This window comes from Tardiphaga sp. P4_G1, from assembly GCF_056401215.1.
On record NZ_JBFUJU010000003.1, the window covers coordinates 31,723 to 46,478 of the forward strand.

Here is a 14,756-nt window from a genome sequence, read left to right on the forward strand (position 1 = left end):
CGCGTGGCATTGTCCTTACGCTTCTTCGGTGGCGTCGAGCGGCGCACCCTTGTCGAGATCGGCCTGGGTGATCCAGCCGGCCACGACGCGGGCCTGCATGATCAGATGCTCGGCGTCTTCGCGCGAAATTTCGCTGGCATCGAGAATGCCCGGGTGCTTGGTCGGCTCGGAGCCTTCCTTGCGTTCGGTCCAGCCCACCAGATCGTCAGTGGCGCAGCCGGCAAGATCCTCGACGGTCTTGATGTCGTTTTCGCCGAACTTGACCATCATCTTGAGGGTCACGCCCGGAACGTCCTTCAAAGCGTCTTCCACACCCAGTTCCTTACGTTTGCCTTCGAGTTCAGCTTCGAGCTGCTCGAGGTATTCACGTGCACGGCTCTGCAATTCGGCCGCTGTTTCGTCGTCGAAGCCCTCGATGCCCGACAGTTCCTTGGCATCGACCATCGAAAGTTCTTCCACCGAGGTGAAACCTTCCGACGCGAGCAGCTGACCGACGACTTCGTCGACGTTCAGCGCTTCCATGAAGACGCGCGTGGAATTTTCGAAATCGGCCTGGCGACGTTCGGATTCTTCCTGCTCGGTCAGGATGTCGATATCCCAGCCGGTCAGCTGCGAAGCCAGGCGCACATTCTGGCCGCGACGACCGATCGCAAGGGATAGCTGGTTATTCGTGTCGGGAACGACAACCTCGATGCGCTCACGATCTTCATCGATCACGACTTTCGAGACTTCCGCCGGCGCCAGCGCGTTCACCACGAAAGTGGCGATATCCGGCGACCATGGAATGATGTCGATCTTCTCGCCCTGCAGCTCGTTGACCACGGCCTGCACGCGGGAACCACGCATACCGACGCAAGCGCCGACCGGATCCACCGACGAGTCGCGCGAGATCACGCCGATCTTTGCACGCGAACCGGGATCGCGGGCCACGGCCTTGATCTCGACGATACCGTCATAGATTTCAGGCACTTCCTGCGCGAACAACTTGGCCATGAACTGCGGATGGGTGCGCGACAGGAAGATCTGCGGACCACGGGTCTCGCGGCGCACGTCGAACACATAGGCGCGAACGCGGTCGCCGTTGCGGAACACTTCGCGCGGCAGCATCTCGTCGCGGCGCACGATGGCTTCGCTGCGGCCAAGATCGACGATCACCGAACCGTATTCGACGCGCTTGACGATGCCGTTGACGATCTCGCCGATGCGATCCTTGAATTCCTGGTACTGCCGGTCACGCTCGGCTTCGCGCACCTTCTGCACGATGACCTGCTTGGCGGACTGCGCGGCGATACGGCCGTATTCCAGCGGCGGCAGCGTGTCGGCGATGGTGTCGCCGATCTGCGCTCCCGGATTGGCGCGCTGCGCGTCAAACAGCGAGGTCTGGAAAGACGAATTCTCGACGTCCTCTACCACCAGCATGTGGCGGGTCAGAGAGAGCTGGCCGGTCTTGGGATGAATCTCGGCATGCACATCGGTCTCGGAACCGTAACGCGCGCGGGCTGCTTTCGCGATCGCCTCTTCCATCGCCTGGATGACGATGTTGCGGTCGATCGATTTTTCGCGCGCGACGGCGTCGGCGATCTGCAGCAGTTCGAGTTTATTGGCGCTGACAGCGGCCATAGCTCATTCTCCTTCGATGGGATCGATTTCGCCTCGGCGCGCACGGTCGGCGGCCAGACGATGTTCTTTGGTATTCTTCGGCAAAGGCTTCTTGGTAGCTTTCGCGACCTTGAGTTTCGGCTTCGGCGCAAAGCTCTTTTTCGGATCGCTGCGCTTGGCATGCGGTGCCGGCGGCGGCGCGAGACCGAGCTCCCGCTTGAGATCAAGCTCGGCGTGCTTGCCGCGGCGCATGGACTCGGCGATCAGCTCGTCGGTCAACACCAGGCTGGCATTGGAGATATCTTCCAGCGGCAACCGCGTGATGGGGTCCTCGCCGTCGCGGGCGCCTTCCCGATCGATCAGTACGACGTCGCCTTCGATAGCGCCGAGCAGGCCACGGAAGCGTTTGCGGCCGCCGACGGCGACAGCCATCTCGATCTTAACCAGATAGCCATGATAGCGCTCGAAATCGGAGCGTCGGACCAGCGGACGATCGATGCCGGGCGAGGAAATTTCGAGGCGATAGGCGCGCTGGATCGGATCGGCGACATCCATCACCGGCGACAGCGCGTGTGAGATCGCCTCGCAGTCCTCGACCAGCATGGTGCCATCCGGCCGCTCCGCCATGATCTGCACGGTGCAGCCGAGCTCGCCGGAAATTTTGATCCGCACCAGCCGGTAACCGAGGTTTTCGAGCACGGGCGTGGCGACTGCCGATACCCGCGCCGCAGCACCCGGCTCGATCACCAGGCGCGGCTCGGAAAGCAGCTCGGTATCAACGGTTTCTGGGTTTTGGTCGGTCATGTCCAGGATCGAAGTATTCCGGTTGGAGGATGTCTGAATGCGCGTGCAGCCTGCAGAAGTGTATCGCGTCGGGCTTTCGGCCCTTTTGGACCCTGCGAGCCCCGCCGGATTATGGCCAAGGTCCGTTCAGGTAATAAAAAAGAGCGGGTCCCGAGGGGCCCACTCTCAAACGCGATCGTATGAGAACCTAATAAGTTGTGGGCGATATAGCCCTTTTCCGGCGCCCCGGCAAGGCCGCAGTGGCTGCCCCGCAATATTTCTGCAACCCGCGGTAGCCCAATCCTGCGGACTAACCGTTCCTTCATCAACCCCATCTAGGGTGCCCCAGCCTTTCCGTATGGTGGTGTTGAGTATTTTTTGATGGCTGAGGCGAAATCGCTCATTCCCGGGCTGGAGAACATCGTCAGAGATGGCGATCCCAAGCGGCGCGGCGAGGCGGTGCGTAAGATTTCCGAGCTTTTCCTAAGGGGCGCATCCCGTTTTCAGCCGGCCCATGTCGATCTGTTCGACGGCGTTCTGACGAGTCTGGTTCCACAAACCGAGGTCGAAGCACGCACCGAGCTGGCCGAACGGCTGTCTGATCTCGTCAACGCACCGCCGCAACTGGTGGCCTTGCTCGTCCGCGATGACGAGATCCTGATCGCCGGGCCGCTGTTGCGCCGCTCACCCTTGATCGACGAACCGACACTGGTCGACATCGCCAAGGCCCAAGGCCAGTCGCATCTGCTGGCGATCTCCGATCGCTCGACGCTGACCCCGCGCATTACCGACGTGATCGTCCGCCGCGGCGACCGCGACGTGATCCGCCGGGTCGCCGGCAATGCCGGTGCCGCTTTCTCGCAGCTCGGCTATACCGGCCTCATTCGCCGCGCCAGCGACGATGGCGCCCTCGCCGTCACGGTCGGGCAGCGCGACGATCTCGCGCCGGAACAACTCAAACACCTGTTGGCACAGTCGGTCGAGGTGGTTCGCCGTCGGCTGTTCGACGCCGCCGCCCCCCAACTGCGCAACGCGATCAACCGCGCGATGCAGGACATCACCGGTACGCCGACGCATCTGGCCGTCACCCGCGACTTCGCCACCGCGCAGCGTGCCATTCGCAAGCTCCACCAGGCCGACGAGCTGGACGAAGGCGCTTTGTTGCGCTTTGCCCGCGCCCATCAATATGAGGAAACCGCCGCCGCCCTCGCCGCTCTGTCGGGCGTGCGGATCGGGACCATCGACCAGCTCCTCAAAGGCGACCGCGACGATCCGATGCTGATCCTCGGCAAATCGATCGGAATTTCCTGGGCCACCGTCCGCGCCCTGATGACGCTGCGTCTCGGCCCTGGCCGTTCGCCTGCCGCCGCCGATGTCGAGGAAGCCCGGCAGAATTTCGAGCGCCTGGTGCCCGCCACGGCACAGCGCGTGCTGACCTTCTGGCAGACCCGCGAGACCACCTCAGCGATCCCCCTGCCGCTCTGATCCGCTGGGGTTCTCCGGGGCGGCTGCCCGCCGCTCCCGTTTGCGCCACTCCGCCACAAAATTCACGAACGCCGCCAAAGCCGGCGGCGGCTGCCGACGGCTTGGATAATACAGGAACGGCCCCGGGAATGGCGGCAGCCAGTCCTCCAGCACGCTGACCAACCTCCCGGTCGCGAGGTCGTCCCGCACATAGCCCTCAAACACCGCGTAAAAGCCAAGTCCGTCCCGAGCCGCTTCCAGCCCGAGCCGGGAATAACTCGCCAGCAGCGGCCCCCGCGGGGGAATCCTGACCACCTGGCCGTCCCTTTCGAACTCCCATTCCGGGATAGAACCGTTGTCGAAACGCGTTCTGATGCAGCAATGCTGCAGCAATTGCTGCGGTGCAATAGGTCGCCCATGCTGCGCAATATATTGCGAAGAAGCCACCATCACGAAGCGTTGCGGCGGCCCCAGCGAGACTGCGATCATGTCCTGCGCCAGATCCTCGCCATAGCGAATGCCGGCGTCGAAACCCTTGGCGACGATGTCGATCAATGACGTCTCGGCAACGATCTCAAGTTCAACCTGCGGATATTGCTGCAGAAATGGCGTGACCATCGGCGCCACCACGATATCGATGGCTGGTGCCGGACCGTTGATCCTGAGGCGGCCAGACGGCACATCACCGAAATCGCGAACTTGCTGCAGCGCAGCATGGACATCGCCCATAGCCGGAGCGATTTTGCGCTGCAGCAATTCTCCGGCTTCGGTAAGCGCAACACTGCGCGTTGTGCGATGCAGCAAACGAACGCCAAGCCGCTCTTCCATATCGCGCAGCCGCTGGCTCAGGCTAGACACCGAGACATGGGTCTCTACCGCAGCCCGCCGGAAATTCCGGGTCCTGGCCACGGCCAGAAAGGCCGCCAGATCGCGCAGATCGAGATCGCTCATTGTTCGACAGAGTGAACAAGCCTTTCGGGATTGTCCAGCTTATCGGATCAATGGAGCGGGCTCATATCGGGGCGGCAGCGGCAAAGGATCGGTCCGGCCGCCTTCTGGGAGAACCACAGTGAACCACCTTCAACTCGGAAAGACTGGCCCCACAGTGGGCGCGCTCGGCCTCGGCTGCATGGGCATGTCGGATGTCTACGGCCCGGCCGACCGAGGCGAAAGCATTGCCACCATCCACGCCGCGCTGGAGGCCGGCGTCACCCTGATCGACACCGGCGACTTCTACGCCATGGGCCACAACGAACTCCTGATCGCCGAAGCCCTGCGCGGCCGCGACCACGATAACCTGCAGCTTTCGGTCAAATTCGGCGGTATGCGCGATCCCGCCGGTGCCTTCATGGGCTTCGACAACCGCCCGATAGCGATCAAGAATTTCGTGGCCTATTCGCTGGTGCGGCTCGGCGTCGAGGTCATCGACATCTACCGCCCCGCGCGGCTCGACCCCAATGTACCCATCGAGGACACCGTCGGCGCCATCGCCGACCTGATCAAGGCCGGCTATGTCAAACATATCGGCCTGTCCGAAGTCGGCTCCGAGACCATCCGCCGTGCCCACAAGGTGCATCCGATCACCGACCTGCAGATCGAATATTCGCTGATCTCGCGCGGTATCGAGGATGACATCCTGCCGACCTGCCGCGAGCTCGGCATCGGCATCACGGCTTACGGTGTGCTGTCGCGCGGCCTGATCGGCGGCCACTTCACCAAGAACGGCATGAACGCGAAGGACTATCGCAGCCACAGCCCACGCTTCAGCGCCGCGAATATCGATCAGAATCTGGCTCTGGTTGAAAAAATCCGCACCATCGCCGACGACATCGGTGCCTCGGTCGCACAGGTCGCCATCGCTTGGGTCGCCGCACAGGGCCAGGATATTCTGCCCGTGGTCGGTGCCCGCCGACGGGATCGGCTCACTGAAGCGCTGGGATCGCTGGATGTGAAACTCAAGGCCGCGCATCTCAGGGCGCTGGCGGAGGCGATCCCGGCCGATGCGGCAGCCGGCGGCCGTTATCCGGACGAGCATCTCGCGCATATGGACAGTGAAAAGAAACGGGCGTGAGACGACACAGGCCAATGGCATCCCTCCCCCCCTTGCGGGGAGGGATTAAGAAAGCGCCTCACAAATATGCACTCAAATCCCTGATGCTCGGCGCATCCCCGTTCAGCGGATTCGCCGGATCGCGCCCGTAACGCAGCGTCTCGAAGCGCATGTTGCGGGCGTCGATCATCAGCAGACGCCCGACCAGCCCTTCGCCAAAGCCCACGATCTCGCGGATCGCTTCCAGCGCCATCATCGAGCCAACCATGCCGGCCAGCGCGCCCATCACGCCGGCTTCCTGACAGCTCGGCACCGTGCCCGGCGGCGGCGCTTCGGGGAACAGGCAGCGATAGGTCGGGTTCAACACACCTGCGGCATTAGTCTCATGCGCGCGGATCGTGGTCAGCGACGCATCGAAAGTGCCGAGCGCCGCGGAGATCAACGGCTTCTTTGCAAGATAGCAAGCATCCGACAGCAGATAGCGCGTGGTGAAATTGTCGGAACCATCGAGCACGATGTCGTAGCCCGACAACAGCGTCATCGCATTAGCTGCATTGAGCCTGACGGCATGGCCGATAAATCTGACATGCGGATTGAGCGCATGGATCTTTGCGGCAGCGCTGTCGGTCTTCAGCGCGCCGATATCCGGCGTTGCGTGAATGACCTGCCGCTGCAAATTCGACAGTGATACCGTGTCGTCGTCGACCACACCGAGCGTGCCGATGCCCGCGGCCGCCAGATACATCAGCGCCGGTGCGCCAAGCCCGCCGGCGCCGATCACCAGCACTTTCGCGCCCTGTAGCGCAGTCTGGCCGGGACCGCCGACCTCGCGGAGCACAATGTGACGCGCATAGCGCTCGAGTTCATCGGCATTCAGCATCGCAATAGTCGCTCCAAACTCCGACCCTCATGGTGAGGAGCGCGCTTCTTGCGCGCGTCTCGAACCATGAGATGAACAGCTCATCCTTCGAGACGGCGCTGAAGAAGCGCCTCCTCAGGATGAAGCCACAGATCAGGTCCCGCATTGTCGTGAACCCTTCCCGCGCTGTCACCGACCCACGAGATGTGCTTAATTCCACCGAAATCAATCACCAGCTTCAAGACCGGACATGTCATGAGATCGATGCTTTCAGCAACATTGATGATCGTGGCAGCCTCTGCGGCTCACGCACAGGTGCAGGCGACGCCTCCCGCGGTGCAGGGCATCAAGCCGAAGCCGGTCACCACCACACCGATCCGCCCGGCGCTGCAGACCCCTGCCGACACCGCCAATGCCATGGCGCAGGCCGAGCGGCTCGGCATTCAATCGGATCTGGCGTGGACCGGACAGTATAACGGCGCCATTACCGGCGAGGTCTCGGATCGCATGGTCAATGCGATCAAGACGTTCCAGAAGGACAACGGCGCCAAGCAAACCGGCGTCCTGAACCCGCAGGAGCGCGATCTGCTGCGCGCCGCAGCGAAGAAACTTCAGGACAATGTCGGCTGGAAAATGGTCACCGACATGGTGACCGGCGCACGGCTTGGCATTCCCGGCAAGCTGGTGCCGCAGCAGGCCTCCGACGCGAACGGCAGCAAATGGTCGTCCTCCACCGGCACGATCCAGATCACGCTGGCGCGCCGCAAGGAGGACGCGCCCTCCACCGCGAAACTCGCCGAGGCCGAGCGCAAGGAGCCCGGCCGCAAAATCGACTATCAGGTGGTGAAGCCAGATTTCTTCGTGCTGTCCGGCCTGCAGAACCAGAAGAAGTTCTACATCCGCGGCCAGTTCAAGGACTCCGAGGTCCGCATCCTCTCGATCTTCTACGATCAGGCCACCGAAGGCACCATGGAGCCGGTGGTGATCGCGATGTCGTCTGCCTTCAACGCATTCCCCGCAGGGGCGCAGGCGATGGGTCCGCCGCCGCGCAAGAAGGTCGAATATGCCAGCGGAATCGTCGTGAGCGATGACGGCGCCATCGTCACCGATCGCCAGGCGGTGGACGGCTGCATGTCGATCGTGGTCGCCGGTTACGGCAATGCCGACAAAGTCGCCGAGGACAAGGTGCGCGATCTCGCATTGCTGCGTATCTATGGCGCGCGCGAGCTGAAGCCGCTGTCGCTCGGCGCAGGCGCACCGAAGCCCAATCTCGATCTCGTGGGGATTGCCGATCCGCAGAACCAGGGCGGCGGCGCAGCCGTCACCAGCGTGAAGGCGTCCACCACGCCGGTCGGCACCGGCAGCGAACTGGCCCTCTCACCCGCACCGGGGTTCGGTTTTTCCGGCGCAGCCGCCATCGACAGCGACGGCAAATTTGCGGGCCTCGCGCAGTTGAAGCCACTGCTCGTTGCCGGCCCGCCGAATGCGGCACCGCTGGCGGCGCTGGTGCCCGCGGAACTCGTGCTGAATTTCGTGAAAGCGAATGGCGTGAACGCGAACGGCAGCTCGGCCGATGCGAAGGCTGCGATGGTGCGTGTGATCTGCGTGCGGAAGTAGCTGTCGGGCTCCGAAGCCCGCAGACGTTTGCTAGTCCACTTCCTCGTACATCGAATCCATCTGCGCCGCGAACGGCGTCGCGCGCGGCGGCGGCGCTGCGGGCGCGCGGATGATCCGGCGTTCGAGCTGTTCGCGGTTCTGCTGCTCGACGAATTTCACTGCGAAACCGCCCTCGAGATGGCGCACCACGCGGCCGACGCAGGCGCCGACGGCGAGCGGCGTTCCGACCTCCGGCTGCACATCGGCAGAGACTGCAGCGCCGGACACCGACATGTCGATGACAAAGCAGCTTTTCATACTGCCGTCGGCGAACGTCAGCATGGAATGCGGGCTCGCGGGAATGAGGCGGGCCTGCTTGCGCTCCTCGCGCACCGTAGGGTCTTTCTGGAATTTCTCCAGCCAGGTCAGCTTGTCCGAGAGCTTCTGACGCATCGGCGGCGTCATGTTGAGTTCGAGCAGGAAGCTGCCGGAGATGGTGTCGCTGATGCGGCCTTCGAGCTGACCGAAGTCGCCGAAATAAGGCGTGATGCGATCGCCGATACGACCGACCACCGGCACATCGACAATCATCCGGAACGGCGAGACGCGGCTGGTCCGGCAGGCAAAGCTGCGCGGATTGCCTGCGGAATCCAGCCAGTTCGACAGCGTATATTGCCCGCTGACGACAACGTTGACGGCCCGCTGCTTGAGGAATTTTTCGACGGACACAGGTTCATCCTCTACGGTACATTTCCACCACCATAGAAAACCCAACCACGCCAGCATTTGCGCCCGCCTTGGTTATTGCGTTACTTATATACCCCTTCAAGTTGAGGAAATATTACCGGCAAAATCCCGGCGATTGGCACTATGGAGGCCAGAGGATGCTCTGCCTCAGCCGAGCACCCGCCCCTTGATGGCATTGGCGCGGGCACTGCAGGTGATACGGCCGGTTGCATCCTCCGAAAGTCCCGTCCGGACGCGCGATTTGAGCTGCACAATCTCCTCCGGAGTCATCGCCGTCAGAGCTGCCTTCACCGATGGCCCTGCAGACGAGGCCGACCAGAAGTCGTCGAAATCGGTGAAGGCACGGGTGACATCGATCACGCGGGTTTCGACGTCCACCAGGCCGGCGGAGGTCCACAGCGACTGCATCACGTCGAGGCGCGATGCGTCCACGCTCGGCGGAAGCGACGGCATCTGGCCCATCTTCAGCAATTCACCCAGGATCGGCTGCAGCGGAAAGCCGCCGCCATCCATATCCCACGCATAGGCGGCCACCGTGCCGCCGGGTGACACGACACGCACCATCTCCGCAACGCCCTTCGACGGCTCCGGCACGAAGAAGATCACCAGCGCCATCACGGCGACATCGAAGGACTTGTCGGAGAACGGCAGCGCCATTGCGTCGCCCAGATGAAACGCCGCCATCGCAGCACCCGGCCGCGTCCGCGCATAAGCAAGCTGCGGCTCCGAGGGATCGATGCCGTCGATCACCGACGGCGCATGGCGCTCGGCGATCAGCTGCGTGAAGGCGCCGTTGCCGCAGCCGACATCGACCCAGGCAAGACCCGGCTTTGGCGCCACCCAATCCAGAAAGACCTCGCCGGCGCTGCGGCTCCAGACGCCCATCATCCGCTCATAGGACGCGCCGTCATTGAAGCGGATGGAGGGAGACGATGCGTCGGTCATGGGGAGTCCTCAATACAGTGTTGGCGGCAGATCATGGCCGGAAATGCCGGGCGCGCAACCACGTTGCCTTCACGGTGGGATCGGCGTGATGCGCACGCATCGGCACAGTTGTTGCTTGGTTTATCGCAAGCAGAACAGTTCGCGACGTCCCGAGGCGTCACCCTGTTACAGAGGAGAGCGAGATGAAGGTCGGCGTATTCATTCCAATCGGGAACAATGGCTGGTTGCTCTCTGAAAATGCCCCGCAATACATGCCGACTTTCGACCTCAACAAGGAGGTGACGCTAAAAGCCGAACATTACGGACTCGATTTTGTGCTCTCGATGATCAAATTGCGTGGCTTCGGCGGGAAAACCGAATTCTGGGATCACAATCTGGAATCCTTCACCTTGATGGCCGGGTTGGCCGCAGTGACCAAGCGAATAAAACTGTTCGCCACGGCAGCGACGCTCGTGATGCCTCCCGCGATTGCCGCACGCATGGCTGTGACCATCGATTCGATTTCACATGGCCGCTTCGGCCTCAACCTCATCACCGGCTGGCAACGTCCCGAATATTCGCAGATGGGGCTTTGGCCGGGCGATGAATATTTCGCACGCCGTTACGAATATCTTTCGGAATATGTCGAGATCCTCCGCGAGCTTTGGCAGACCGGCGCCTCCGATCGCAAAGGCGAATTCTTCCGGATGGAAGACTGCCGCGTTAGCCCGCGGCCGCAAGCCGATATGAAGATCATTTGCGCCGGCCAGAGCGGCGCCGGAATGGCCTTCTCCGCAAAATACGCCGACTACAATTTCTGCTTCGGCAAGGGCATCAACACCCCGACCGATTTCGCACCCGCCGCCGAACGGCTGGCCGAGGCTACGCATGACACCGGCCGGCACGTGACGACCTATGTGCTGTTCATGGTGATCGCGGCCGAGACCGATGAAGCCGCGTTCGCAAAGTGGGAGCACTACAAAGCCGGCGTGGATCACGAAGCGGTCGCCTGGCTGGGCGTACAGGGTGCCGTCGACACCAAGTCAGGCAAGGACACCAACATCCGCCAGATGGCGGACCCGACATCAGCGGTCAATATCAATATGGGGACCTTCGTCGGCTCTTTCGCCAATGTCGCCCGCATGCTCGACGACGTCGCCACTGTGCCGGGGACCGAGGGCGTGTTGCTCACCTTCGACGATTTCGTTCAGGGCGTTGAAAACTTCGGACAGCGCATTCAACCCTTGATGACATCGCGCAAGGGAGTGGCAGAGGCCGCAGCCGCCGCGTTGAAGGACATGTAACTGTCGATATCAAACAACGAGTCGCCGACAAGGCCGGCCCGACGCGGTGTTACCTCTGACACTTCGGGCACCAGAAGGTCGACCGCCCGTTCTGCACGAAACGTTTCACGATGCCCTCGCAGCCATCGGTCTGGCACGGCTCGCCTTCGCGGTCATAGACCTGAAACGAATGCTGGAAGTAACCGAGCTCGCCATCGGTCTGGCGGTGATCGCGCAGCGACGAGCCGCCGGCCTTGATGGCCTGGTTCAGCACCTCGTGGATTGCCGTGACCAGTCGTCTGGAATGATCGGTCGGCTCGCCCTTCTTGGTCGCCAGTGTCGCGGCCAGCCGCCGCGGCGACAAATGCGAGCGAAACAGCGCTTCGCAGACATAGATGTTGCCGAGGCCCGCGACGACGCGCTGATCGAGCAGCGCGGCCTTGAGGCTGGTCTTCTTGCCTGCGGTGGCGCCGGCCAGCATCGCCGCATCGAAGGCGTTGCCCAGCGGCTCGGGGCCGATGTCCTTCAGGAACGGCTCGTTCTCGATCTCGCTGCGCGCAAAGATCTTCATGAAGCCGAAACGGCGGGGATCGTTGTAGATCACTGACGGGCCCGACGACATATGGAAGACGACGTGATCGTGTGCCCGCTCGTCGCTGCGCGGATGATGGAAGGCGCCCGGCATCACGTTTTCTTCATCACCTGCGACAGCAGCGGGCGCATCGGACACCACCCGGAACGAACCGGACATGCCCAGATGCATCAAGAGCACATCGCCGGAATCCAGATCCGCCAGCAGATATTTGGCGCGGCGGCCAAGGCTGGCGACGGTCCGGCCCTGCAACCTGTTGGCAAAATCCGGCTGAAACGGAAACCGCAGGTCTTTTCGCCGCAGCTCCAGACGGGTGATCTTCGACCCCTCCATGGCCGGCTGCAGGCCCCGGCGGACGGTCTCGACTTCGGGTAATTCAGGCATGATTCACGTCATTCACCTTGAGATGCTGACGTGATAGCCCCATTGCCGCAGGCGCGCTATGGTCCGCCGCGATGAGGCTTTTGAGATGAAAACGATGGATCAGCCGGGCGAAACCACCCATTTCGGCTTCAGGGATGTCCCCGTAGGCGACAAGCAGACGCTGGTGAACGATGTGTTCCACAGCGTGGCCCGGCGCTACGACCTGATGAACGATCTGATGTCCGGCGGCATGCATCGCGTCTGGAAGGACGTGATGATCAACGCGCTCAACCCGCCGCGCTCGGACGCGCCTTTCGCCCTGCTGGACGTTGCCGGTGGCACCGGCGACATTTCCTTCCGCGCTGCCAAGGCGTCGGGCCTCGGCTTCTCGGCGACGGTCTGCGACATCAACACCGGCATGCTCGATGTCGGCCGCGAGCGCGCCATTACCCACCATCTCGAACATCAGGTCTCCTTCGTCGAGGGCAATGCAGAAGAGTTGCCATTCGCCGACAAGAGCTATGACGCCTATACGATCGCCTTCGGCATCCGCAACGTGCCGCGCATCGACCGCGCGCTCGCTGAGGCCTATCGCGTGCTGAAGCCGGGCAGCCGTTTTCTCTGTCTCGAATTCTCGACCGTGGATGTGCCCGGCCTCGACAAGATCTATGACCTGTTTTCGTTCAAGGTCATCCCGCCGCTCGGCAAGGCCGTCACCGGCGATTCCGAATCCTATCAGTATCTCGTCGAATCGATCCGCAAGTTTCCGAAGCCGCCAATTTTCGCCGACATGATCCGCGAGGCCGGCTTCTCCCGCGTGAAATACGAACTCCTCTCGGGCGGCATCGTCGCGCTGCATTCGGGCTGGCGTTTGTGATCTCGGCACTCAATCATATGGCGCGGCTGGCCCGCGCCGGCTTCGTGTTTGCGCGCGAAGGCGTGTTCGGCGTCGTCGATCCCTCGCTGGTGCCGCCGCCGGGACAGCTCGCGCTACGCATGGCGCGGCTCATTGAGCGGCCCGGCGCGAAATCGGGCGCGCGGCTGTCGCGCGCGCTGACCCGGCTGGGACCTGCCTATCTCAAGCTCGGCCAGTTTCTCGCGACACGGCCCGACGTGGTCGGCGTCGCCATGGCGCGCGATCTCGAAAGCCTGCAGGACCGGCTTCCGCCGTTCTCCCTGACCGAAGCCGAAGGCGTCGTCGCCGCTTCGCTGGAACGCCCTGTGGCGCAGCTCTATGCGAGCTTCAGTCCGCCGGTCGCCGCGGCCTCGATCGCACAGGTGCATCGCGCCGAGATCGACAAGGATGGTGTCCGCAAGGTCTACGCCGTGAAAGTGCTGCGCCCGAATGTCGCCGCGCAATTCCGCCGCGACCTCGGCGATTTCGCTTACGTCGCCCACAAGGCCGAAGAGCATTTTTCCGAAGCGCGGCGCCTGCGCTTGATCGAGATCATCACCACCATGTCGCGCTCGGTGGCGATGGAGATGGATCTTCGGCTCGAAGCCGCAGCACTCTCCGAGATGGCGGAGAACACCCGCAACGATTCGGATTTCCGCGTGCCGGAAGTGGACTGGGATCGCACCTCGCACAATGTGCTGACGATGGAGTGGATCGACGGCATCGCACTGAACGATCACAAGGGCCTGGAAGAATCCAACGTCGATCTGCCGGACCTTGGCCGCAAGGTTATCCAGAGCTTCCTGCGCCATGCGCTGCGTGACGGCTTCTTCCATGCCGACATGCACCCCGGCAATCTGTTCCTCGATCCTGACGGCCGCCTCGTCGCCGTCGACTTCGGCATCATGGGCCGGCTCGGTCTGAAGGAGCGCCGCTTCCTCGCGGAGATTCTGCTGGGCTTCATCACCCGCAACTATCGCCGCGTCGCCGAAGTCCACTTCGAGGCCGGCTATGTGCCCGGTCACCATTCAGTAGAAAATTTCGCGCAGGCGATCCGTGCCATCGGCGAGCCGATTCACAATCGCACGGCCGAAGAGATCTCGATGGCCAAGCTGCTGACGCTGCTGCTTGAGGTCACCGGCCTCTTTGATATGCGCACGCGGCCGGAATTGATCCTGCTGCAGAAGACCATGGTCGTGGTCGAAGGTGTCGCACGAAGCTTCGATCCCAAGCTCGACATCTGGAAGGTCGCCGATCCCGTCGTCCGCGAATGGATCGAGCGCAATCTCGGCCCATTGGGCAAGATTCAGGGTGCGCTCGCCGGCGCCGGCGAACTCGGCAAGGTCGCCGGCAGTCTGCCGGCCTTGGCAACACGGGCGCTGACGGTGCTTGAGCAGTTGGAGACCATGACCCGCGACGGCGTCAGGCTCGACGACGCGACCATCGCCGCCATCGCGCGGGCGCGGGCCAAGCAGCTCCGCTGGCGCACCGTGGGCGTCTGGGTGATCGCGCTGTCGTTCCTCGGGCTGCTGCTGTCGATCCGCTAGAATGATTGCAATGCCGGCACTTTATGCTAGCATTGCTGTCAAAATAGCGCGAGA

13 protein-coding genes are annotated in these 14,756 nt (G+C 62.7%); 6 read left to right on the forward strand and 7 right to left on the reverse strand.

Features of this window, described 5'->3' with window-relative positions; translation table 11 throughout:
• Positions 1-15: 15 nt before the first annotated feature.
• On the reverse strand, positions 16-1,620 hold the full coding sequence (gene nusA, locus AC1DUY_RS07750; RefSeq protein ID WP_068734140.1) for a transcription termination factor NusA: 1,605 nt from the start codon (positions 1,618-1,620) through the stop codon (positions 16-18).
• Positions 1,621-1,623: 3 nt separating this feature from the next.
• Positions 1,624-2,403: a ribosome maturation factor RimP gene (gene rimP / locus AC1DUY_RS07755; RefSeq protein WP_093757899.1), complete on the reverse strand. Its 780-nt coding sequence runs from the start codon at positions 2,401-2,403 to the stop codon at positions 1,624-1,626.
• A 360-nt stretch (positions 2,404-2,763) separates the two neighbouring features.
• On the opposite strand from rimP, the gene AC1DUY_RS07760 reads away from it, so the two are divergent.
• Positions 2,764-3,867 (forward strand): DUF2336 domain-containing protein, encoded by a 1,104-nt coding sequence (locus AC1DUY_RS07760; protein WP_441278949.1) that lies wholly within the window; start codon positions 2,764-2,766, stop codon positions 3,865-3,867.
• Here the strand turns inward: AC1DUY_RS07760 and AC1DUY_RS07765 are convergent.
• Positions 3,844-4,797 (reverse strand): LysR family transcriptional regulator, encoded by a 954-nt coding sequence (locus AC1DUY_RS07765; RefSeq protein ID WP_478113444.1) that lies wholly within the window; start codon positions 4,795-4,797, stop codon positions 3,844-3,846. The two genes, AC1DUY_RS07760 and AC1DUY_RS07765, sit on opposite strands and share 24 nt — an antisense overlap.
• A 118-nt stretch (positions 4,798-4,915) precedes the next feature.
• On the opposite strand from AC1DUY_RS07765, the gene AC1DUY_RS07770 reads away from it, so the two are divergent.
• Positions 4,916-5,917, forward strand: a complete 1,002-nt coding sequence (locus AC1DUY_RS07770) for an aldo/keto reductase (RefSeq protein WP_478113447.1) — start codon at positions 4,916-4,918, stop codon at positions 5,915-5,917.
• 58 nt (positions 5,918-5,975) lie between these two features.
• Here the strand turns inward: AC1DUY_RS07770 and AC1DUY_RS07775 are convergent, their stop codons facing one another.
• The gene (locus AC1DUY_RS07775; RefSeq protein WP_439078889.1) at positions 5,976-6,776 is read right to left on the reverse strand and encodes a HesA/MoeB/ThiF family protein; all 801 of its coding nucleotides are present in this window, start codon (positions 6,774-6,776) and stop codon (positions 5,976-5,978) included.
• A 234-nt stretch (positions 6,777-7,010) separates the two neighbouring features.
• Between AC1DUY_RS07775 and AC1DUY_RS07780 the strand changes: the two genes are divergently transcribed.
• Positions 7,011-8,372: a serine protease gene (locus AC1DUY_RS07780; protein WP_478113449.1), complete on the forward strand. Its 1,362-nt coding sequence runs from the start codon at positions 7,011-7,013 to the stop codon at positions 8,370-8,372.
• A 30-nt stretch (positions 8,373-8,402) separates the two neighbouring features.
• On the opposite strand, the gene AC1DUY_RS07785 is transcribed toward AC1DUY_RS07780, so the two are convergent.
• Both AC1DUY_RS07785 and AC1DUY_RS07790 read right to left on the reverse strand, forming a co-directional pair.
• Positions 8,403-9,080, reverse strand: coding sequence for a PilZ domain-containing protein (locus tag AC1DUY_RS07785; RefSeq protein WP_478113451.1), 678 nt, complete (start codon positions 9,078-9,080; stop codon positions 8,403-8,405).
• Positions 9,081-9,245: 165 nt separating this feature from the next.
• The gene (locus AC1DUY_RS07790; RefSeq protein WP_478113453.1) at positions 9,246-10,043 is read right to left on the reverse strand and encodes a class I SAM-dependent methyltransferase; all 798 of its coding nucleotides are present in this window, start codon (positions 10,041-10,043) and stop codon (positions 9,246-9,248) included.
• Positions 10,044-10,225: 182 nt separating this feature from the next.
• On the opposite strand from AC1DUY_RS07790, the gene rutA reads away from it, so the two are divergent.
• Positions 10,226-11,326, forward strand: a complete 1,101-nt coding sequence (rutA, locus tag AC1DUY_RS07795; RefSeq protein WP_478113455.1) for a pyrimidine utilization protein A — start codon at positions 10,226-10,228, stop codon at positions 11,324-11,326.
• Positions 11,327-11,375: 49 nt separating this feature from the next.
• Here the strand turns inward: rutA and mutM are convergent, their stop codons facing one another.
• Complete coding sequence (gene mutM / locus AC1DUY_RS07800) at positions 11,376-12,281, reverse strand: bifunctional DNA-formamidopyrimidine glycosylase/DNA-(apurinic or apyrimidinic site) lyase (protein ID WP_478113457.1); 906 nt, start codon at positions 12,279-12,281, stop codon at positions 11,376-11,378.
• Between the two features lie 94 nt (positions 12,282-12,375).
• On the opposite strand from mutM, the gene ubiE reads away from it, so the two are divergent.
• The gene (gene ubiE, locus AC1DUY_RS07805; RefSeq protein WP_120288096.1) at positions 12,376-13,137 is read left to right on the forward strand and encodes a bifunctional demethylmenaquinone methyltransferase/2-methoxy-6-polyprenyl-1,4-benzoquinol methylase UbiE; all 762 of its coding nucleotides are present in this window, start codon (positions 12,376-12,378) and stop codon (positions 13,135-13,137) included.
• Positions 13,134-14,702: a 2-polyprenylphenol 6-hydroxylase gene (ubiB, locus tag AC1DUY_RS07810; protein WP_093757889.1), complete on the forward strand. Its 1,569-nt coding sequence runs from the start codon at positions 13,134-13,136 to the stop codon at positions 14,700-14,702. Before ubiE ends, ubiB begins: the two co-directional genes overlap by 4 nt.
• Positions 14,703-14,756 lie beyond the last annotated feature (54 nt).